The organism is Pseudomonas sp. GW821-FHT04D07 (genome assembly GCF_059420225.1).
Genome location: NZ_JBWKTH010000034.1, coordinates 20,808 through 40,353 on the forward strand (window position 1 = coordinate 20,808; position 19,546 = coordinate 40,353).

Annotated in this window: 18 protein-coding genes and 1 pseudogene; 9 read left to right on the plus strand and 10 right to left on the minus strand. The window is 62.4% G+C overall.

Annotated elements, in window-relative coordinates:
* Positions 1 to 6 precede the first annotated feature (6 nt).
* The 7 genes from mltB (at position 7) to AC07T0_RS27670 (ending at position 6,388) form a co-directional block, all read left to right on the plus strand.
* Positions 7 to 1,017: a lytic murein transglycosylase B gene (gene mltB / locus AC07T0_RS27640; RefSeq protein ID WP_495004157.1), complete on the plus strand. Its 1,011-nt coding sequence runs from the start codon at positions 7 to 9 to the stop codon at positions 1,015 to 1,017.
* On the plus strand, positions 1,017 to 2,033 hold the full coding sequence (locus tag AC07T0_RS27645) for a septal ring lytic transglycosylase RlpA family protein (RefSeq protein WP_495004158.1): 1,017 nt from the start codon (positions 1,017 to 1,019) through the stop codon (positions 2,031 to 2,033). The genes mltB and AC07T0_RS27645 overlap by 1 nt, the downstream gene beginning before the upstream one ends.
* Before the next feature lie 181 nt (positions 2,034 to 2,214).
* Positions 2,215 to 3,378: a D-alanyl-D-alanine carboxypeptidase family protein gene (locus AC07T0_RS27650; protein ID WP_218225856.1), complete on the plus strand. Its 1,164-nt coding sequence runs from the start codon at positions 2,215 to 2,217 to the stop codon at positions 3,376 to 3,378.
* 97 nt (positions 3,379 to 3,475) lie between these two features.
* Positions 3,476 to 3,751, plus strand: coding sequence for a DUF493 domain-containing protein (locus tag AC07T0_RS27655; protein WP_100941582.1), 276 nt, complete (start codon positions 3,476 to 3,478; stop codon positions 3,749 to 3,751).
* The gene (gene lipB / locus AC07T0_RS27660) at positions 3,751 to 4,401 is read left to right on the plus strand and encodes a lipoyl(octanoyl) transferase LipB (protein ID WP_495004159.1); all 651 of its coding nucleotides are present in this window, start codon (positions 3,751 to 3,753) and stop codon (positions 4,399 to 4,401) included. The genes AC07T0_RS27655 and lipB overlap by 1 nt, the downstream gene beginning before the upstream one ends.
* Before the next feature lies 1 nt (position 4,402).
* A complete protein-coding gene (gene lipA / locus AC07T0_RS27665; RefSeq protein WP_495004160.1) occupies positions 4,403 to 5,428 on the plus strand; it encodes a lipoyl synthase in 1,026 nt (341 codons plus the stop codon).
* A 3-nt stretch (positions 5,429 to 5,431) separates the two neighbouring features.
* Positions 5,432 to 6,388: a S66 peptidase family protein gene (locus AC07T0_RS27670; protein ID WP_495004161.1), complete on the plus strand. Its 957-nt coding sequence runs from the start codon at positions 5,432 to 5,434 to the stop codon at positions 6,386 to 6,388.
* 138 nt (positions 6,389 to 6,526) lie between these two features.
* Here the strand turns inward: AC07T0_RS27670 and AC07T0_RS27675 are convergent, their stop codons facing one another.
* From AC07T0_RS27675 to leuS, 5 genes are all read right to left on the minus strand, one after another.
* Complete coding sequence (locus AC07T0_RS27675) at positions 6,527 to 7,837, minus strand: lytic murein transglycosylase (RefSeq protein ID WP_495004162.1); 1,311 nt, start codon at positions 7,835 to 7,837, stop codon at positions 6,527 to 6,529.
* A 79-nt stretch (positions 7,838 to 7,916) separates the two neighbouring features.
* Positions 7,917 to 8,078, minus strand: a complete 162-nt coding sequence (gene arfA, locus AC07T0_RS27680) for an alternative ribosome rescue factor ArfA (RefSeq protein WP_100941520.1) — start codon at positions 8,076 to 8,078, stop codon at positions 7,917 to 7,919.
* A gap of 202 nt (positions 8,079 to 8,280) precedes the next feature.
* A complete protein-coding gene (gene holA, locus AC07T0_RS27685) occupies positions 8,281 to 9,318 on the minus strand; it encodes a DNA polymerase III subunit delta (RefSeq protein ID WP_495004163.1) in 1,038 nt (345 codons plus the stop codon).
* A 40-nt stretch (positions 9,319 to 9,358) separates the two neighbouring features.
* Complete coding sequence (locus AC07T0_RS27690; protein WP_495004164.1) at positions 9,359 to 9,964, minus strand: LPS-assembly lipoprotein LptE; 606 nt, start codon at positions 9,962 to 9,964, stop codon at positions 9,359 to 9,361.
* Between the two features lie 88 nt (positions 9,965 to 10,052).
* Positions 10,053 to 12,659, minus strand: a complete 2,607-nt coding sequence (gene leuS / locus AC07T0_RS27695) for a leucine--tRNA ligase (RefSeq protein WP_495004165.1) — start codon at positions 12,657 to 12,659, stop codon at positions 10,053 to 10,055.
* A gap of 223 nt (positions 12,660 to 12,882) precedes the next feature.
* Here leuS and AC07T0_RS27700 point away from each other — a divergent pair.
* Both AC07T0_RS27700 and AC07T0_RS27705 read left to right on the plus strand, forming a co-directional pair.
* Positions 12,883 to 13,062 (plus strand): annotated as a pseudogene (locus AC07T0_RS27700) (hypothetical protein); the annotation flags it as partial.
* Positions 13,063 to 13,322: 260 nt separating this feature from the next.
* On the plus strand, positions 13,323 to 14,084 hold the full coding sequence (locus AC07T0_RS27705; protein ID WP_495004166.1) for a YdcF family protein: 762 nt from the start codon (positions 13,323 to 13,325) through the stop codon (positions 14,082 to 14,084).
* Between the two features lie 134 nt (positions 14,085 to 14,218).
* Here the strand turns inward: AC07T0_RS27705 and lnt are convergent, their stop codons facing one another.
* The 5 genes from lnt to miaB all read right to left on the minus strand — a co-directional run bounded on the left by lnt (position 14,219) and on the right by miaB (position 19,476).
* Positions 14,219 to 15,742, minus strand: a complete 1,524-nt coding sequence (lnt, locus tag AC07T0_RS27710) for an apolipoprotein N-acyltransferase (protein WP_495004167.1) — start codon at positions 15,740 to 15,742, stop codon at positions 14,219 to 14,221.
* Positions 15,743 to 15,750: 8 nt separating this feature from the next.
* Positions 15,751 to 16,590 carry a CorC family transporter gene (locus AC07T0_RS27715; RefSeq protein ID WP_495004168.1) on the minus strand — a complete coding sequence of 280 codons (840 nt, stop codon included), beginning with the start codon at positions 16,588 to 16,590 and terminating at the stop codon, positions 15,751 to 15,753.
* 34 nt (positions 16,591 to 16,624) lie between these two features.
* Positions 16,625 to 17,083 (minus strand): rRNA maturation RNase YbeY, encoded by a 459-nt coding sequence (ybeY, locus tag AC07T0_RS27720; protein WP_248806349.1) that lies wholly within the window; start codon positions 17,081 to 17,083, stop codon positions 16,625 to 16,627.
* Positions 17,076 to 18,074: a PhoH family protein gene (locus AC07T0_RS27725; protein ID WP_495004169.1), complete on the minus strand. Its 999-nt coding sequence runs from the start codon at positions 18,072 to 18,074 to the stop codon at positions 17,076 to 17,078. The genes ybeY and AC07T0_RS27725 overlap by 8 nt, the downstream gene beginning before the upstream one ends.
* A gap of 73 nt (positions 18,075 to 18,147) precedes the next feature.
* Complete coding sequence (miaB, locus tag AC07T0_RS27730; RefSeq protein WP_495004170.1) at positions 18,148 to 19,476, minus strand: tRNA (N6-isopentenyl adenosine(37)-C2)-methylthiotransferase MiaB; 1,329 nt, start codon at positions 19,474 to 19,476, stop codon at positions 18,148 to 18,150.
* Positions 19,477 to 19,546: the final 70 nt, after the last annotated feature.

The window sequence follows — 19,546 nt, forward strand, 5'->3', positions numbered from 1 at the left end:
AATTCAATGCAAGTATTGCGCGGTTGGGCGGCTCGGTGTGCGCCCTGGATAGGCCTGGTCGGCTGTCTGGGAGCAGGGACGGGCGCGCTGGCCGGTGATTACGAAGGTTCACCGCAAGTGGCCCAGTTCGTCGCGGAAATGACCCGCGACTATGGCTTTGCCGGTGAGCAACTGATGGAGGTATTCCGTCAGGTCGAGCGCAAGCAGAGCATTCTCGACGCGATTTCCCGCCCTGCGGAACGGGTCAAACCGTGGAAGGAATACCGTCCGATCTTTATCAGCGATGCGCGGATTGCCCGTGGTGTCGACTTCTGGCGCCAGCATGAGGTGGCCCTGGCCCGTGCCGAGCAAGAATATGGCGTGCCGGCCCAGGTGATTGTCGCGATCATCGGCGTAGAAACCTTTTTTGGTCGTAACACCGGCAATTACCGGGTGATCGACGCCTTGTCGACCCTGGGCTTCGACTACCCGCCGCGGGCCGAATTCTTCCGCAAGGAGTTGCGCGAGTTCCTTCTGCTGGCCCGCGAGGAACAGCTCGATCCGTTGAGTCTCAAGGGTTCCTACGCCGGGGCCATGGGCCTGCCGCAGTTCATGCCGAGCAGTTTCCGCGCCTATGCGGTGGATTTCGACGGCACCGGGCATATCAATATCTGGACCAACGCCGACGACGCCATCGGCAGCGTGGCCAGCTATTTCAAGCGCCACGGCTGGGTCGCCGGCGAGCCGGTGGTCAGTCGCGCGGACGTGCGTGGCGAGCAGGTTGACCAGGGCCTGAGCCCGGGGATCGACCCGGTCAAGACCGTTGGGGAGTTGCGGGCGCTGGGCTGGTCGAGTCATGATGCGCTGCGCGATGATATGCCAGTGACGGCGTTTCGCCTGGAAGGCGACAATGGCCCGGAATATTGGATGGGCCTGAAGAATTTTTATGCGATCACGCGCTATAACCGCAGCGTAATGTACGCCATGGCCGTGCATCAGCTGTCTGACCTGTTGGTCCAAGCACGGGGCGTCAAGTAATGCAGGCTTTGCCGATTCCAAAACCACTGAAGCTGTTGGCTTACACCGCGTTGGCGGTGTTGGTGGTCAGTTGTTCGACCAGCCGCTCGCCGTATCAGTCGTCGTCCGCCTCCAACACCATCCGCGCCAAGCCGGGGCTGGACATCAACCGTGCGCATAAAGATGGCGCGCCGTGGTGGGATGTCGATGTGTCGCGGATCCCGGATGCCACGCCGACCCTGCACACCGGGGCGTACAAGGCCAACCCCTACACGGTGCTGGGCAAGACCTATTTCCCCCTGACCGACTCCAAGCGCTACGTGGCCCAGGGCACGGCGTCCTGGTACGGCACCAAGTTCCATGGCCAGAACACCGCCAATGGCGAGGTCTATGACCTGTATGGCATGAGTGCCGCGCACAAGACCCTGCCGTTGCCCAGCTATGTGCGGGTGACCAACCTGGACAACAATCGCAGCGTGATCCTGCGGGTCAACGACCGTGGGCCGTTCTATTCGGACCGGATCATCGACCTGTCCTACGCTGCGGCGAAGAAGCTCGGTTATGCCGAGATCGGCACGGCGCGGGTCAAGGTCGAGGGCATCGACCCGCAGGAATGGTGGGCCCAGCGTGGTCGTCCGGCGCCGTTGATGCTCAACGAGCCGCAAGTGGCGCAGTCCCAGGCCCCGGCCCTGAGCGCGTCCACCGGGACGATCGAACAATGGACGCCACCACCGCAGCAACACGCCAGCGACGTTGTGCCGGTACAGGCGGACGCAAAAAAAAACGGTTCTGCACCAGCCTCTGGCCAGTATCTCCAGGTGGGCGCGTTCGCCAACCCGGACGCTGCCGAACTGTTGAGATCGAAGCTAAGCTCGATGGTCAACGCACCGGTGTTCGTCAGCTCGTTCGTGCGCAACCAGCAGACCCTGCATCGGGTGCGGATGGGGCCGATCGGCACGCCGGGTGAAGTTCAGCAAGTGCAGAACAGTGTGCGTCTGGCCAATCTCGGTTCGCCAAGTCTGGTGACGTCGGAGTAACACAGGCACAATTGTGGATTGGGCTGCTTTTTAAGGGCCGGGTCCTGGGTTGTTGGTTCGTTTGATAATAAAAGCCTGGAAAGGGTGGTGGAGCGAGCAACCTGACACGTGGCAGTTGGAAAACTGTCTGATTTATTTTTGCCCGCGAGGGCAAGTTTCCATTAGCGACTTCGAGAGACGGATGAACATCACCACCTTTGCCAAACGTTTGTGCCTGCTTGTACCCCTGATCGTTGCGCCTGCCGCCTGGGCCGCCGATGACATGGCCCTTCCAGCCTCGCCGCAACTGGCGGCCAAAGCCTATGTGCTCATGGATGCCGCCAGCGGCAACGTGCTGGTCGAGAACAACGGCGACCAGCGCCTGCCGCCAGCCAGCCTGACCAAGCTGATGACCGCCTACATCGCGACCCTGGAAATCCGCCGCGGGCAGATCGGCGAGAACGATCCGGTGACCGTCAGCGAAAACGCCTGGCGCACCGGCGGTTCGCGGATGTTCATCAAGGTCGGCTCGCAGGTGACCGTCAGCGACCTGCTGCACGGCATCATCATCCAGTCCGGCAACGACGCCAGCGTGGCGCTGTCCGAGCACATCGCCGGCAGCGAAGACGCATTCGCCGACATGATGAACAAGACGGCCGCTGACCTGGGCATGAGCAACAGCCACTTCATGAACCCGACCGGCCTGCCGAACCCGGAGCACTACTCGTCGCCCCACGACATGGCGGTGCTGGCCCGCGCGATCATTCGCGTCGACCCGGTGCACTATGCGATCTACTCGCAGAAAGAGTTCTTCTGGAACGGCATCAAACAGCCTAACCGCAACCTGCTGCTGTGGCGCGACAAGACCGTCGACGGTCTGAAAACCGGCCACACTGAAGAAGCCGGCTACTGCATGGTGTCCTCGGCGGTACGTGACGGCCAGCGCCTGATCGCCGTGGTGTTCGGCACCAACAGCGAGTCGGCGCGTGCTTCTGAAACCCAGAAGCTGCTGACCTACGGTTTCCGCTTCTTCGAAACCCAGACCTTCTACCAGAAGGGCACGGAACTGGCCCAGGCACCGGTCTGGAAAGGCACCACTCATCAAGTCAAGGCCGGTCTGGCCGAAGACCTGACCATGACCATGCCTAAAGGCCAGCTCAAGAAGCTCGCCGCCAGCATGACCATGAACCCGAAACTGGTCGCACCGATCGCCAAGGGCGACGTGATCGGTAAAGTCGAAGTCAAGTTGGACGACAAAGTGGTACACAGCGCCGATCTGATCGCACTGGACGCGGTCGAGGAAGGTGGTATCTTCCGTCGCCTGTGGGACAGCATCCGTATGTTCTTCTACGGCATGTTCAACTGAGGCATTCGACCGCTAACAGAGTGTCGATTTACCTACCTCGCGCCTGACCCGGGTGCGAGGTATGTCCGCTGCCTGGGCTTACGAGGCCGTTATTGTCATGACAGACACTGAAGTAAAAGCACCGAAAATCGAATTTCCCGTTACCGACTACCCGGTCAAGGTGATCAGCGACACGGGTGTGGGCAACAAGGACAAGATCGTCGAGATCGTCAAGAAACACGCCACGATCAACGATAACCGGGTGGACGAGCGCCAGAGCACCAACGGCAAGTACACCACGATCCAGCTGCACATCGTGGCCACTGGCCAGGATCAGCTGTACGACATCAACAGCGAGTTGCGGGCCACCGGTTTCGTACACATGGTGCTGTGATGGGCGGTGTGCTGGGTTTTCGCGAGCTCGGCCAGACCCCTTACGAGCCGGTCTGGCATGCCATGCAGCGTTTTACCGATGAGCGCAAGAACACCGACCTGCCGGACGAAATCTGGCTGGTGCAGCATCCGCCGGTATTTACCCAGGGCCAGGCCGGCAAGGCCGAGCACCTGCTGCTGCCGGGGGATATTCCGGTGGTCAAGGTCGATCGCGGCGGTCAGGTGACCTATCATGGCCCCGGCCAACTGGTGGCCTATCTGTTGCTGGACGTTCGCCGCCTGGGTTTTGGCGTACGCGAACTGGTCAGCCGGATGGAGCGTTGCCTGATTGATTTGCTCGCCGAGTATGGCGTGAGCGCCGAAGCCAAGGCCGATGCGCCCGGCGTGTATGTCGACGGCGCGAAGATCGCTTCGCTGGGCCTGCGGATTCGCAACGGTTGTTCGTTCCATGGCCTGGCGTTGAATGTCGACATGGACCTTGGGCCGTTTCGACGGATTAACCCCTGCGGTTATGCGGGGCTGGCGATGACCCAGCTGCGTGACCACACAGGACCGATTGAATTTGCCGAGGTAAGTGCCCGGCTGCGCGCGCAGCTCGTCAAACACCTCGACTATGCTGAGCAGACGACCCTTATGGGCGGAATCGATTGATATGACTACTGCGCAAGACGCTGTGCAAACCCTGATCCCGGCGCTGGACGTTTCCGAGCGCCCGGCCCGTGCGAAAGTCGAAACCGGCGTCAAGCTGCGTGGCGCCGAGAAAGTCGCACGCATCCCGGTGAAGATCATTCCGACCACCGAACTGCCGAAGAAACCCGACTGGATTCGCGTGCGCATCCCGGTTTCGCCGGAAGTCGACCGTATCAAGCAACTGCTGCGCAAGCACAAGCTGCACAGCGTCTGCGAAGAGGCTTCCTGCCCGAACCTGGGTGAGTGCTTCAGCGGCGGCACCGCGACCTTCATGATCATGGGGGATATCTGCACCCGTCGTTGTCCGTTCTGCGATGTCGGCCACGGCCGACCGAAGCCATTGGACGTCAACGAGCCGCAAAGCCTGGCCATCGCCATCGCCGACCTGCGCCTGAAGTACGTGGTGATCACCTCGGTGGACCGCGACGACCTGCGCGACGGCGGTGCCCAGCACTTCGCCGACTGCATCCGCGAGATTCGCAAGCTGTCACCGAACGTGCAGCTTGAGACCCTGGTCCCCGACTACCGTGGGCGCATGGACATCGCGCTGGAAATCACCGCCGCCGAGCCGCCGGATGTGTTCAACCACAACCTGGAAACCGTGCCGCGCCTGTACAAGGCCGCGCGTCCGGGTTCCGATTACCAGTGGTCGCTGACCCTGCTGCAACGCTTCAAGCAGATGATGCCGCACATTCCGACCAAGTCCGGCTTGATGCTGGGCCTGGGCGAAACTGACGAGGAAGTCATCGAAGTCATGCAGCGCATGCGCGAGCACGATATCGACATGCTGACCTTGGGCCAGTACCTGCAACCGTCCCGCAGCCACTTGCCGGTGCAGCGTTTCGTGCACCCGGACGTCTTCGCCTGGTTCGCCGAGGAAGGTTACAAGATGGGCTTCAAGAACGTGGCTTCCGGGCCGTTGGTGCGTTCGTCCTACCATGCCGACGAGCAGGCCAAGCTGGTCAAGGCTGAACTGATCGGAGCGTAACCCTTGAACCGTCGTCGACCCGTGCAGGCTTCCTATCAGGTCCAGAGCGCGGTGCCGGCGCTGCGTCAGGGCGGGGTGATCGGTTTGATCGCCCCGGCCGGTCCCGCGGCCCTTGATCCGCTCAAGGCGCAGCAGTGGGTGCAGGCCCGCGGCTACGAGCTGCGGATATTTCCGGGTGTTGCGCAACGCGACGGTTACCTGGCCGGCAGTGATGAGGTCCGTCTGCGTGACCTGCACGATGCCTTTGCCGATCCTGAAATCGATGTGATTCTCTGTCTGCGCGGCGGCTATGGCTGCCCGCGTCTGCTGGACGACATCGATTTTGAATTGCTCAAAAAACATCCAAAAGCCTTGGTGGGTTATAGCGACATCACTGCGCTGCACCTGGCGATTGCCCGTTATGCGGGGTTCATGACCTTTCACGGGCCGCTGTTCAATGCGGATCTGCTCGGAGACAAGCTGCCACCGACCGAATCCTCGTTGTTCAACCTGCTGACCGGGCAGGTGCGCGCGGGTAGCGTGTTCGAGCATCCCGGGGCGTTCCTCTTGACCACCGTCATACCGGGCGTGGCCTCAGGGCGCCTGCAAGGCGGCAACCTGTCGTTGATCTGCGCGACGCTGGGCACGCCCTATGAAATCGATACGAAGGGCGTGATCCTGTTGATCGAGGACGTCAACGAGCCGCTGTACCGGGTGGATCGGTTGCTCACGCAGCTGCGCCTGGCGGGCAAGCTGGAAGGCCTGGGCGGCGTGCTGGTGGGGGATTTCGCCGGAGTCGACCCGGATGCGCTGGCGCGTTTGCTCAAACAGGAACTGGGGTCCTTGGGCGTTCCGGTGTTGGCGGGTTGGCGCAGCGGGCATTGCGATCCGAACCTGACCTTGCCGCTGGGTGCACGGGTGCGGTTGGATGCCGATGCCCGGCAAGTGGTGTTGGAGCAGGATGTGGTGCGCGCCGAGTAACCTGGTTTTGTCCACAATCTCACGGCTGATCACATTCCTTGTAGGAGCTGGCTTGCCAGCGATGAGGCCCGGAAGTCTTGCATCGACTATCCGGCCGCCATCGCCAGCAAGCCGGCTCCTACAGGGGGCAGTGCACTTCTAGCGGCTACGCAAACTTTCCAGCAGCTTGTGATTCGGATAGCCATCTGCCGGCCAGCCCAATACTTGCTGGGCCCCACGAATCGCCTTGCGGGTATTCGCCCCGATAATGCCGTCGGGATTGCCGGCGTCATAACCCTTGGCACTGAGCTGGGCCTGCAACTCGATCCGCTCGGAACGGCTCAACGGCAGATCATCCTTCGGCCATTCGCCACGAATCAAACCGGCGCCGTTGAAGCGCTGGGACAACAAGGCCACCGCCAGCCCATAGGACGACGAGTTGTTGTACTTGAGGATGGCGCGGAAGTTGTCCAGCACCAGGAACGCCGGGCCACGATAGCCCGCCGGCAGCAGCAGGGCGGCGGACAGTGGCGCCGCGCCGTTTGGCAAGGCGGTCCCTGCCGGCAAGCTGATACCCATTTGCAGCCATTCACTCACGGTCTTGCGGATCGTACCGTCGGCCTGGGCGTAGTCGAAGGACGCTGGCAACACCACTTCCAGCCCCCACGGTTGTCCGCGCTGCCAGCCGGAGCTTTGCAGGTAGTTGGCGGTCGAGGCCAATGCGTCGGCCGAGTCATTCCAGATATCGCGGCGACCGTCGCCATCGAAGTCCACCGCATAGCTGTTGTAGGTGGTGGGGATGAATTGGGTCTGGCCCATGGCCCCGGCCCAGGAGCCGAGCATCTGCTCAGGCTGGATATCGCCATGCTGGATAATCTGCAGCGCTGCCAGCAACTGCGCCTGGGCGAAACCCGGGCGACGGCCTTCGTAGGCCAGGGTCGCCAGCGAACGGATTACCGACTTGTCGCCCTGGAACTGGCCGAAATTACTTTCCATGCCCCACACCGCCACGAGCGCTTCGCGGTCGACACCGTAACGTTGTTCGATGCTCGCCAGCAGGGCGCTGTTCTGTGCCAGCAGAGCCTGGCCCTTGCGTACGCGCACGGGAGACAAGGCGCCGTCGAGGTATTCCCAGACCGGGCGGGTGAACTCCGGTTGGCTGCGGTCGGCCTTGATCACGCTCATGTCCGGGGTGACCCCGGCAAAGGCTGCATCGAAGATGGCGGGTGTGATGCCGGCTTTCAGGGCTTCGATACGGAACGCGGCCATCCACTCGTCAAAGCTTTGCGCAGGCTGGATCGTCAGGTCGTCATTGACCTGCGGCAGGACGGGGACCGGGGCTGCGGGAAGGGTTTGCAGTGGCTCGGCGTCGGCAGCGGTCGGCTTTTCCGCGCAGGCAACTAACAGGATAAAGCTGGTGGCGGCGAACAGTCGGCGTAACGGGCGACGAAGGGTAAGGCAAAAGGGCATGCGCGGGTCCGGATAATGCGAATCAGGTGCTGACCTTACCATGCTTGAGGGGGTGCAGTCGTGATGGCGCTTGATGCTTTCAGGCCGCCAGAAAGTAAGAAGCCTCCCAGCTTTTAGACTGGAAGGCTTCGCGGCGGTAGCTGCCTTTGCCCTTCGCCGGTTGTTCCTGACGGCTGCGGAACAGTGGCTGGGCGATGATGGATTTGGCTTTATTGGGGCGATGCCGGGACGGCTTGCTCATGGGCGTGCACTCTGGGGTGTGTTAACGAGTGCGAATCATCCGGCAGATTTTTATCGCTGTCCAGTGGGGGCATTTGGCGATCATGGATCGCCCGGATGGGGTTGGCGATGGTGTGGGAGCCAGCTTGCTGGCGATGGCGTCCGTGAGAGCAACGCAAGGCTTGCCGGCCTCATCGCTGGCAAGCCAGCGCCTACAGAGGGGGTTATTCCGCAGGTAACGCCAGGCGCTGGCCGCACATCAACAGGCTCAGCCGGCTCAGGCTGCTCCACGGCGAACCCGCCGCCTGACCCTTGATCTGCGCGTCGATCCGTTGCGCGTCCAGCAGCAACTGGCTCCAGCGCTGCGCCGAGTGCCGCTGCAGGGCTTTGCTCATCAGCGGCTTGCGCTTGTCCCAGACCGGTGGTCGAGCCTGGCTGAAGGCCTTGTCCAGCGGCACGCCCTGGCTGTATTGCAGCGACAGGTTGGCCAGCAGCCGCAGCTCCCTGGCCAGAGCCCAGAGAATCACCGGCGGCTCGACCCCTTCGCCGCGCAACCCTTCGAGCATCCGCAGGGCATGGGCCGCCTCACCATTGAGCACCGCGTCCACCAGGCCGAAGACATCGAAACGGGCACTGTCGGCCACGGCGGCCTGCACCGTTTCCACGGTGATCTGCCCGCCTTCGGCCATCAGCTTGAGCTTCTCGATTTCCTGGGCGGCCGCCAGCAGGTTGCCTTCGACCCGTGCGGCAATCAGTTCCACGGCGTCCTGTTGGGCGGAAAGACCGGCCTGGGACAGACGTTGGCGAATCCATTGTGGCAGCTGGGCCGCGTCCACCGGCCAGATCTGAATGAACTGGGTGTCCCGGCCTTCGACCAGAGCCTTGCCCCACTTGGTCTTCTGCGCACTGCCATCAAGCTTGGGCAAGCTGATCAGCAGCAGGGTGTCTTCGGCCGGACGCGAGCAGTATTCGATCAGTGCCGCGGCGCCCTTGTCCCCGGGCTTGCCCGAAGGCAGACGTAGCTCCAGCAGACGCTTTTCGGCGAACAGTGACATGCTGGCGCCGGCTTGCAGCAGCGTGCCCCAGTCGAAGTTGGCGTCGGCGCTGAACACCTGGCGTTCGTCGAAACCTTGTTGGCGAGCGGTAGCACGAATGGCGTCGGCGGCTTCCTGGCACAGCAGCGGGTCGTCGCCACTGATGACGTAGACCGGCGCAAGACTACCTTGCAGGTGTTTGGCGAGTTGGGCGGGGGCGAGTTTCATAGGCGGGCAAAGGCGGGGCGCCCAGGGCGCCCCGACATGCTTACTGCTTCGGCAGTTGCAGCGGCGATTGCTGCGGCTGCGACGCTTCGTACTTGCGCGCGGCTTCCAGGGCGTCGGCGTCGGCCTTGGCCTTGTTGTCGGCGGTCTGTTGCAGGGCATCCAATTGCTCCGGTGTCAGCAATTGCAGGCGCAGGACCATCTGCTGGATCAGGTCGCGACGCATTTCCTTGCGCAGCTGGATCGCTTCGGTATCGCCGGCGGTGATGTTGTTGCCGTCGTGCACGTAGTACTTCTGTATGTTCAGCTTGCCAGTGAGCAGTTGCAGGTCGTGGTCGCCACGGACTTCATAGTACAGCGCGGTGTTGAGTTCGTACTCGGCGTTACGGCCGGAGCCCGAGTAGGTGGCGTTACGCTGGGTTTCCTGTTCGTCGGTCAGGACCAGCTTGTAAGGCGCGCCGCTGTAGACCTTGACGCCGCTTTGCTCAAGGACCTGGGTCAACTGCTTGACCGTATCACCGTAGGCGTTACGGGCACTGACCGACAATTCCTTGATGGTCAGATGATTGGTGCCGGTGCCGCGCAGCTGGAAGCCGCAGGCGCTCAGCAGCACGGCGAGGCCCATTACCAGCAGATTGCGTTTGATCATCTTGTTGTTCCCCTTGAAACCCTGTGGGTCGACGGTGCGACCGCGGAAGTCCTGCAAGGCGCCCACGAGGGTGGGCGCCCGATCCCATTTAGCTGGCGACGATATTGACCAGTTTACCGGGCACGACGATCACTTTACGAATCGTCAGGCCATCGGTGAAGCGCAGTACGTTTTCGTTGACCCGCGCCGCCGCTTCGATCTCTTCACGGCTGGCGCTGGCCGGCATGTCGATCTGGCCGCGCAGCTTGCCATTGACCTGGATCACCAGTTGCAGGCTGTCCTGGACCAACGCGCTGTCATCCAGCACCGGCCAGCCGGCGTCGATGATGGCGCCTTCGTGACCGAGGCGATGCCACAGTTCGTGGCTGATGTGCGGGGTGATCGGGGCCAGCAGCAGGGCCACGGTTTCCAGACCTTCCTGGATCAGGGCGCGATCCTGTGCGGTGCCTTGGGGGGCTTTTTCCAGCACGTTCATCAGCGTCATCACCTGGGCGATGGCGGTGTTGAATTTGTGGTGCTGGCCGACATCCTGGCTGGCTTGCTTGATCGCCAGGTGGATCGAACGACGAATGACTTTCTGCTCATCGTTCAGGGTCGCCAGTTCCAGCTTGCCCGGCAGGCCTTGGGTCACATGGGCCTGGGCCAGGCGCCAGACGCGCTTGAGGAAGCGGTGCGAGCCTTCGACGCCGGAGTCGGACCATTCCAGGCTCATGTCGGGCGGCGAGGCGAACATCATGAACAGGCGGCAGGTGTCGGCACCGTACTGCTCGATCATCGACTGTGGATCGACGCCGTTGTTCTTCGACTTGGCCATCTTCTCGGTGCCGCCGATTTCCACCGGCAGGCCATCGCTGAGCAGCTTGGCGCCAATGATCTTGGCCTTGCTGTCGCGCTCGAGCTCAACGTCCGCCGGGTTGAACCAGGTGTAGGCGCCGTTGGCTTCGCGGCGGTAGTAGGTCTCGGCGACCACCATGCCCTGGGTCAACAGGTTCTTGAACGGCTCGTTGGAGCTGACCAGGCCTTCGTCGCGCATCAGCTTGTGGAAGAAGCGCGCGTAGAGCAGGTGCAGGATCGCGTGTTCGATACCGCCGATGTACTGGTCCACCGGCAGCCAATGGTTGGCGGCTTTCGGGTCGACCAGGCCACCCTCGTAATGCGGCGAGGCGTAGCGGGCGTAGTACCAGGACGACTCGACAAAGGTGTCCATGGTGTCGGTTTCACGCTTGGCCGGCGCGCCGCATTTCGGGCAGCTGCACTCGTAGAACTCGGGCATGCGCGCCAGTGGCGAACCGGCGCCGTCCGGCACCACGTCTTCCGGCAGCACGACCGGCAGTTGCTCTTCCGGGACCGGTACGTCACCGCAGCTGTCGCAGTGGATGATCGGGATCGGGCAGCCCCAGTAGCGCTGACGGCTGATGCCCCAGTCGCGCAGGCGGAACTGGGTGCGCGAGGTACCGAGGTTTTTCTTGATCAGCGCGACTTCAATGGCGTCGAAGGCGCCGGCGAAGTCGAGGCCGTCGAACTCGCCGGAGTTGATCAGGCTGCCGTGCTCGCCGTAGGCGTCTTGCCACGGAGCGGGGTTGGTATCGCCCGAGCTGGTGCGCACCACCGACTTGATCGGCAGGTTGTATTTGTGGGCGAACTCGAAATCGCGTTCGTCGTGGGCCGGTACGGCCATGACCGCGCCGTCGCCGTAGTGCATCAGCACGTAGTTGGCGACCCACACCGGCAGTTGTTCGCCGGTCAGCGGGTGCTCGACGAACAGGCCGGTCGGCAGGCCTTTCTTTTCCTGGGTGGCGACGTCGGCTTCAGCGACGCTGCCGCCCTTGCATTCGGCGATGAAGGCTTGCAACTCGGGGCTGTTGCGCGCGGCCAGGCTGGCCAGCGGGTGCTCGGCGGCCACGGCGACGTAGGTCGCGCCCATCAGGGTGTCCGGACGGGTAGTGAAGACTTTCAGGCTGCCGGCTTCGCCGATGGAGTCGAGGTGGTAGGGGAACTGCACTTCCATGCCACGGGACTTGCCGATCCAGTTGCGCTGCATGGTCTTGACCTGCTCGGGCCAGCCCGGCAGTTCGTCGAGACTTTCCAGCAGCTCATCGGCGTAGGCGGTGATCTTGAAGTAGTACATCGGGATTTCGCGCTTTTCGATCAGCGCCCCGGAACGCCAGCCGCGGCCGTCGATCACTTGCTCGTTGGCCAGTACGGTCTGGTCCACCGGGTCCCAGTTGACGGTGCCGTTCTTGCGGTAGATCACTCCTTTTTCGAACAGGCGGGTGAACAGCCATTGTTCCCAGCGGTAGTAATCCGGCTTGCAGGTGGTCACTTCGCGGGACCAGTCCACCGCCAGGCCCAGGCTGCGCAGCTGGGTCTTCATGTAGGCGATGTTTTCGTAGGTCCACTTGGCCGGTGCGACGTTGTTCTTCATCGCGGCGTTTTCCGCCGGCATGCCGAAAGCGTCCCAACCCATGGGTTGCAGGACGTTCTTGCCTTGCATGCGCTGATAACGCGCGATCACGTCACCGATGGTGTAGTTGCGCACATGCCCCATGTGTAGCTTGCCGCTGGGGTAAGGGAACATCGACAGGCAGTAGTAAGTCTCCTTGCCTGGCTGTTCACTGACTTCAAAGGACTTTTGCGCGTCCCAGAACGATTGGGCGGCGTTTTCGATTTCACGGGGCTGATAGTGTTCGTGCATGGCTACTTGTACTGGAAAGGGTGGCCTAATCCTCTTCAACGCATCCGTAAGGCGGTGCTGGAAGTGGAGTTACAGGAAGCGCCGTAGCATACATGACGCCGCTCTATCGAGGGAAACCCTGATTGCGCCGCCGCAGCCGTTGGTCGCGGCGGTCGGCTGGTTTGCCGCGCACCGCTAAGCTTGGAAGAGGGGGAGTGATTCTTGTCTTCAATGAGGTGAGCGGATGGTGGAGTCGCAGCAATATGTCATGAAACCCGAGTTGTACGAACGTTTGATCGTCCGTCTGGGGCTTGCCCTGGACGCAGCCAATACGGCGGTTCGATTGCGTGATGAGCAGCCTGCCGAGTTGGAGTTGCGTGGCTTGAGCCACGCCGAGTTCGAATTGATCAGGGCCTACCTGAATCTCAGTGGGCGGGATGTGCCTGTGCCGCCTTCCATTGTGGAGCACAAGGTGCCAGCCCGTTCGGCCGAGGTTATCTGGTTGAAAGACAAGGTGCCCAGTGCGGGTTCGGCGAAGTTCAAATCCGTGGGGGTCAAGTAACGTTCTCCCGGCGGCATCTGGTTCTCTGTCGCTAATCTGGCTTCGGTTTGAAGTCATTGTTCCAGAAGGTTGTTGATTGACCCCGATGCACTTAGGCTTCGGGCATCTTCTGGAGATGCCCGATGCCTATTCGTTACATCCTCAAACAATTGCTCATGCCGCCCGGCCTGCTGTTGCTGTTGCTGCTGTTTGCCTGGTGGTTTCGGCGCAGTCGTCCGCGTCTGGCGGGGTTGTGTTTTGCCCTTGGGTTGGGCGGGTTCTGGGTGATGAGCCTGCCGGTGGCGGTGGAGTGGGGCGCGCGGGCGCTGGAGAGCGTACCGCCGCTTGAGCGCAGTGAGTGGGCGGGCCTGGCGCAGCGCGCCGATGCGATTGTGGTGCTGGGCTCGGGGCGGGAGCGCGGCGACCCGGCATGGGGCGACGATCAGCCGACCGGCATCGGCCTGGAGCGCCAGCGCTATGCGGCGCGGCTGGCCAAGGCGTCGGGCTTGCCGGTACTGACCAGTGGTGGTTTGCATTATGGTACGCCGCCGAGTGAGGCGGCGTTGATGGCCGCGTCGATGCTCGGTGATTCCGGGGTGACGGTACGCTGGCAGGAAGGGCGCAGCACCACCACCTGGGAAAATGCCCAGTTCAGCTATGAGTTGTTGGCACCCCAAGGTATCAAGCGGGTAGTGGTGGTGACCCATGCCGCGCATATGTCGCGTGCGCTGTGGAGCTTTGAAAAGGCCGGGTTTACCGTGGTGCCGGCGCCGGTGGGGTTTTACGGACGGGACAATTCGAGCCCGCTGGGAGGCTGGATACCGGAGTTCAAGGCGATCTGGCGTAGCGGGCAGTTGATCAATGAGGCGGTGGGGCGGGTGGGTTACAGGCTGTTCTACCGCTAGACCGCAGTCTTGAAGAAAACACCGAACCCTGTAGGAGCCGGCTTGCCGGCGATGGCGTCCGGATGGGCGCCGCAAGGCTAAAGGGCCTCATCGCCGGCAAGCCGGCTCCTACAGGGGGTGTGCGTTGCCTGAATTCAGACCGTTTTGGCCATTCGGCTGGCCAGCAAGGCCCAGCCGAACAACAAGCCGCAGAGGATGATCAGCGGCCACGAACGCCACTGCAGGTAAGGCGTCAGCTCGTGCATCGGCACCACTTCGCCATACAGGATGCCCTGCTCGAACTGCGGAATCCGCGTGGTGATCTGACCGAACGGGTTGATCAATCCGGTGACGCCGTTATTGGTGGCCCGGATCATCCAGCGTCCGGCCTCCAGTGCGCGCATCTGGGCCATTTGCAGGTGTTGCAAGGGGCCGATCGAGGTGCCGAACCAGGTGTCGTTGCTGATGGTCAGCAGCAGGTCGCTGCGCGCCGACAGGCTGGCGGCGAACTCCGGGTAGACCACTTCGTAGCAGATGAACGGGGCGATCTGATAACCCTTGGCTTGCAGCAGTGGCTGGTCAGCCGGGCCACGGGCGAAGTCGGACATCGGCAGGTTGAAGAAGTCGATCAGTCCACGCAGCAGGTCCTGCAGCGGCACGTATTCACCAAAGGGCACCAGTTTCTGCTTCAGGTAGGTGCCGTCGCCTTCGCCAGTCACGGTGATGCCGTTGTAGTAGCGCTTCTCGTGGTCCACCACTTCGCGGATCGGGACGCCGGTGATCAGCGCCGAATGCCGGTCCGCGGCAAAGCGGCCCATCATCGCCAGGTAACCCTCGGCCGACTCCTTCAGTACCGGCACGGCGGTTTCCGGCCAGATCAGCAGGTCCACGCGCTTGGAGCGAAAGCTCATGTCACGATACAGCGCCAACTGGGCGTCGATCTGCGTAGGGTCCCACTTCATGCTCTGTTCGATATTGCCCTGGACTGCCGCCACCGTCAGCGGTTCGCCGGACGGGCTGGTCCAGGCGTGATGCTTGAGCGCGATACCCGCCACCCAGGGCCCGAGCAACAGCACCGCGCCCAGGACGATAAAGGCTTTGCGCCCGGCCTTGAGCAGGCGACGGGCGTTGTACAGCAGCGCGGCGGTCAGGGCCAGGGTGAAGGAGATCAGCCAGATCCCGCCCAGCGGCGCCAGGCCCGTGAGCGGCCCGTCGAGCTGGCTGTAGCCAGAGTAAAGCCACGGGAAGCCGGTCAGGAACCAGCCGCGAAAGGCTTCCTGGCCCACCCACAAGGCGGCAAATGCCAGGGCGTCGGCCAGCGGTGCTTCGTTACGGCGCATCCAGCGCGCCCAGAGCCAGGCGGGCAGAGCGAAGAACCAGGCAATCGCCGAGATGAACGCCAGCATCAGCAAGCCGGCGAGCAGCACCGACGCACCGCCGTAAGTATGGATGCTCACGTAGATCCAGCTGGTACCGGCGGCGAACAGGCCGAAACCGAAGCACCAGCCGCGCCACAGCGCCTGACGCGGTGTCAACTCGCGCAGGCCGGCATAGAACGCACCCACCGCCAGCAACGCCAAGGGCCAGATATCGTACGGCGCCAGGGCCAGGGTGGTCAGGGCGCCGGCCACCACGGCCAGCAGATTACCGGGCCAGCCGGGGCGGGTTAAGCGCAGCATGTCAGTCCTTAGCGGCTAATGGGGGTCAGGCGGATCAGGTGGATGCGACGGCTGTCGGCATTCAGGATGCGGAAACGATACGCGCCGATTTCGGTGATTTCATTACGCTTGGGCAGGTGCCCGAACGCGCTCATCACCAGGCCGCCGACGGTGTCGAATTCGTCATCGGAGAACTCGCTGTCGAAGAAGGCGTTGAAGTTCTCGATCGGCGTCAGCGCCTTGATCAGGAAGTCGCCGCTGGGCAGGGGCTTGATGTAGCTGTCTTCCTCGACGTCGTGCTCGTCCTCGATATCGCCGACGATCTGTTCCAGCACGTCCTCGATAGTCACCAGGCCCGCCACGCCGCCGTATTCGTCGATGACGATGGCCATGTGATTGTGGTTGGCGCGGAACTCGCGCAACAACACGTTCAGGCGCTTGGACTCGGGGACGAAGGTCGCCGGGCGCAGCAGGTCCTTGATGTTGAAAGCGTCGCCGTTTTCCTGCAGTACCAGTGGCAACAGGTCCTTGGCCAGCAGCACGCCCATGACGTCGTCATGGCTTTCGCCGATCACCGGGTAGCGCGAGTGCGCGGCGTTGATCACCGCCGGGAGAAATTCGCGGGGAGTCTGGGTCGCCTTGATGCTGATCATCTGCGAGCGCGGGACCATGATGTCGCGCACTTGCAGGTCAGCGACCTGGATGGCGCCTTCGACGATGGCCAGCGCTTCGCTGTCCAGCAACTTGTTCTGGTGGGCTTCGCGCAGCAGCTCCAGCAGCTCCTGGCGGTTTTTCGGCTCATGGGCAAAAGCCTGGGTCAGTTTACCCAGCCAGGACTTCTGCCCGTTGCTCGATCGATCTTCGCTCATAGCGATTTACTCGTATCCCTTGGTGGTGGAGTGATCAGTGTTCGTCATCGATATAGGGGTCGGGATGACCCAATTCGGCAAGCAACGTTCGTTCCAGTGCTTCCATTTCCTCGGCTTCCTCGTCGTCTATGTGGTCGTAACCCAATAGATGCAGGCAGCCGTGAATGACCAGATGGGCCCAATGGGCCTCCAATGCCTTGCCCTGTTCGCTGGCTTCGCGCGTGACCACCGGAATGCAGATCACCAGGTCGCCCAGCAGCGGGATATCCAGCAATTCGTCCGGCACGTCGGCGGGGAAGGACAGCACGTTGGTCGCGTAGTCCTTGTGTCGCCAGGTATGGTTGAGTTCGCGGCCTTCGGCTTCGTCCACCAGGCGGATGGTCAGCTCGGAATCGGCCGTGCGCTGGCGCAGGGCCAGTTCGCACCAGCGGCGAAATTCGGCGTCGGTCGGTGCGGGGGCGTCAGAGGCCCGTTGCAGATCAAGCTCAAGCATCGCGGCGGGTACCCGGGGTGTCTTCTTCGGCGTTTTCGAAGCGCTCGTAGGCTTCGACAATACGTTGCACCAACGGATGGCGGACCACGTCCTTGGGCATGAAATGGGTGAAGCTGATCCCCGGGACGTCCTTGAGGACCTTGATCACGTGGGCCAGCCCGGATCGCGTGCCCTTGGGCAGGTCGACCTGGGTGATGTCACCGGTGATCACCGCCGTCGAGCCGAAGCCGATGCGGGTCAGGAACATTTTCATCTGTTCGACGGTGGTGTTCTGGCTTTCGTCGAGGATGATGAAGCTGTTGTTCAGGGTCCGGCCGCGCATGTAGGCCAGCGGTGCGACCTCGATGACCTGGCGCTCGATCAGCTTGGCCACGTATTCGAAGCCGAGCATTTCATACAGGGCGTCGTAGAGCGGGCGCAGGTACGGGTCGATCTTCTGGGCCAGGTCGCCGGGGAGGAAACCGAGCTTTTCGCCGGCTTCGACCGCCGGGCGCACCAACAGGATGCGACGCACCTGCTCGCGCTCCAGCGCATCGACGGCGCAGGCCACGGCCAGGTAGGTCTTGCCGGTACCCGCCGGGCCGATCCCGAAGTTGATGTCGTTGCCGAGGATTTCCTTCACGTAGCGCTGCTGATTCAGGCCGCGGGGGCGAATCATGCCTTTCTTGGTGCGCAGCGCCACGCTGGCTTCGGCCACCGGGTTGTTGCGCAGGTCTTCGTCGCTCGATTCCTGCAGGAACAGGTGGACCATGTCCGGCGACAGCTCGGTACCCTTGGTTTCCCGGTACAGGCGGCGCAGCAGGTTTTCCGCGGAGGAGGTGAGCTTGGGTTCGCCGATCAGTTCGAACTGATTACCGCGATTGCGGATCTCGATGGTCAGGCGTTGTTCGATCAAGCGCAAATGCTCGTCGAACTGCCCGCACAGATTGGCGAAGCGGCGAGCCTCGAAAGGCTCGAGGATGAAACGATGAGGTTCGATGGGTGCGTTCAAGGTCGTTTTTAGCCGCCCGACGGCAATTGAGATGAAATCAAGGATAACGCTAGCAGCCCGGGGGTGAAAGCTCTCATTGCAGCATCGAGCCGCGCAGTGAATGCGGTTGCGCCGCGTCGATGCGCACGTCGAGAAACTGCCCGATCAACTGGGGATTGTCGCAGCGGAAGTTGACGATACGGTTATTCTCGGTGCGGCCCTGCAATTCTCCAGGGTCTTTCTTCGAATAATCGGTCACCAGGATGCGCTGGATCGTACCGACCATTTGTCGGCTGATCTCGAATCCTTGCTGGTTCAGGCGATGTTGCAGGGCGTTGAGGCGCTCTTTCTTCACTGCTTCCGAGGTTTCGTCCGGCAAATCCGCCGCTGGGGTGCCGGGGCGCTGGCTGTAGACGAAGGAGTAGGAGAAGTCGAAACCGACGTCTTCGATCAGTTTCATGGTCTGCTGGAAGTCTTTCTCGGTCTCGCCGGGGAAGCCGACGATAAAGTCCGAGCTGATGCAGATGCCCGGCACGGCGGCGCGCAATTTACGCAGCTTGGACTTGTATTCCAGGGCCGTGTGGTTGCGTTTCATCGCCGAAAGGATCCGGTCCGAGCCCGATTGCACGGGCAAGTGCAGGTGCTTGACCAGCTGCGGGACCTCGGCGTGGGCCTGGATCAGGCTGTCGGAGAACTCCAGTGGGTGCGAAGTGGTATAGCGGATCCGCTCGATACCATCGACGGCGGCGACCACGCGGATCAGCTCCGCCAGGTCCGCCAGGCGACCGTCATGGGTGGCGCCGCGATAGCCGTTGACGTTTTGCCCGAGCAGGGTCACTTCGCGCACGCCGTGTTCGGCCAGGTGGAGGATCTCGGCGATCACGTCGTCGAACGGCCGGCTGACTTCCTCGCCTCGGGTATAGGGCACGACACAGAAGGTGCAGTACTTGCTGCAGCCTTCCATCACCGAAACATAGGCGCTCGGGCCATCGATACGCGGTTCGGGCAGATGGTCGAATTTTTCGATTTCCGGGAACGACACGTCCACCTGGGGCAACTTGGTCAGGCGCGCCGCATCGATCATTTCCGGCAGACGGTGCAGGGTCTGCGGGCCGAAGACCACGTCGACATAGGGCGCGCGGTCGCGAATGGCGGCGCCTTCCTGGCTGGCGACGCAGCCGCCGACGGCGATCACCATCTCCGGGTTCGCCAGTTTCAGTTCGCGCCAGCGGCCCAGTTGCGAGTAGACCCGGTCCTGGGCGCGCTCGCGGATCGAGCAGGTGTTGAGCAGGATGACATCGGCGTCTTCGGCGCGGGCGGTGACTTCCAGGGCCTGGTGTTCGCCCAGCAGGTCGACCATGCGCGAGCTGTCATACTCGTTCATCTGGCAGCCGTGGGTTTCGATGTAAAGCTTCTTGGCCATGGAGATTCATCAATGTGGTTCAAAGAACCGCGTATTATAGTGGTCATCGCGCTTGCTTCCTAGCGCTGTG

Excerpts from the sequence above, each read along its gene's own strand:
- ybeY (WP_248806349.1), bottom strand. The coding sequence starts at position 17,083 with ATGCTTGAGCTTGATCTGCAACGGGCCTCTGACGCCCCCGCACCGACC.
- AC07T0_RS27690 (WP_495004164.1), bottom strand. The coding sequence starts at position 9,964 with ATGATCAAACGCAATCTGCTGGTAATGGGCCTCGCCGTGCTGCTGAGC.
- lipB (WP_495004159.1), top strand. The coding sequence starts at position 3,751 with ATGGGCGGTGTGCTGGGTTTTCGCGAGCTCGGCCAGACCCCTTACGAG.
- AC07T0_RS27645 (WP_495004158.1), top strand. The coding sequence starts at position 1,017 with ATGCAGGCTTTGCCGATTCCAAAACCACTGAAGCTGTTGGCTTACACC.
- AC07T0_RS27650 (WP_218225856.1), top strand. The coding sequence starts at position 2,215 with ATGAACATCACCACCTTTGCCAAACGTTTGTGCCTGCTTGTACCCCTG.
- holA (WP_495004163.1), bottom strand. The coding sequence starts at position 9,318 with ATGAAACTCGCCCCCGCCCAACTCGCCAAACACCTGCAAGGTAGTCTT.
- lipA (WP_495004160.1), top strand. The coding sequence starts at position 4,403 with ATGACTACTGCGCAAGACGCTGTGCAAACCCTGATCCCGGCGCTGGAC.
- AC07T0_RS27715 (WP_495004168.1), bottom strand. The coding sequence starts at position 16,590 with ATGAGCGAAGATCGATCGAGCAACGGGCAGAAGTCCTGGCTGGGTAAA.
- miaB (WP_495004170.1), bottom strand. The coding sequence starts at position 19,476 with ATGGCCAAGAAGCTTTACATCGAAACCCACGGCTGCCAGATGAACGAG.
- lnt (WP_495004167.1), bottom strand. The coding sequence starts at position 15,742 with ATGCTGCGCTTAACCCGCCCCGGCTGGCCCGGTAATCTGCTGGCCGTG.
- leuS (WP_495004165.1), bottom strand. The coding sequence starts at position 12,659 with ATGCACGAACACTATCAGCCCCGTGAAATCGAAAACGCCGCCCAATCG.
- arfA (WP_100941520.1), bottom strand. The coding sequence starts at position 8,078 with ATGAGCAAGCCGTCCCGGCATCGCCCCAATAAAGCCAAATCCATCATC.
- AC07T0_RS27675 (WP_495004162.1), bottom strand. The coding sequence starts at position 7,837 with ATGCCCTTTTGCCTTACCCTTCGTCGCCCGTTACGCCGACTGTTCGCC.
- AC07T0_RS27655 (WP_100941582.1), top strand. The coding sequence starts at position 3,476 with ATGACAGACACTGAAGTAAAAGCACCGAAAATCGAATTTCCCGTTACC.
- mltB (WP_495004157.1), top strand. The coding sequence starts at position 7 with ATGCAAGTATTGCGCGGTTGGGCGGCTCGGTGTGCGCCCTGGATAGGC.
- AC07T0_RS27705 (WP_495004166.1), top strand. The coding sequence starts at position 13,323 with ATGCCTATTCGTTACATCCTCAAACAATTGCTCATGCCGCCCGGCCTG.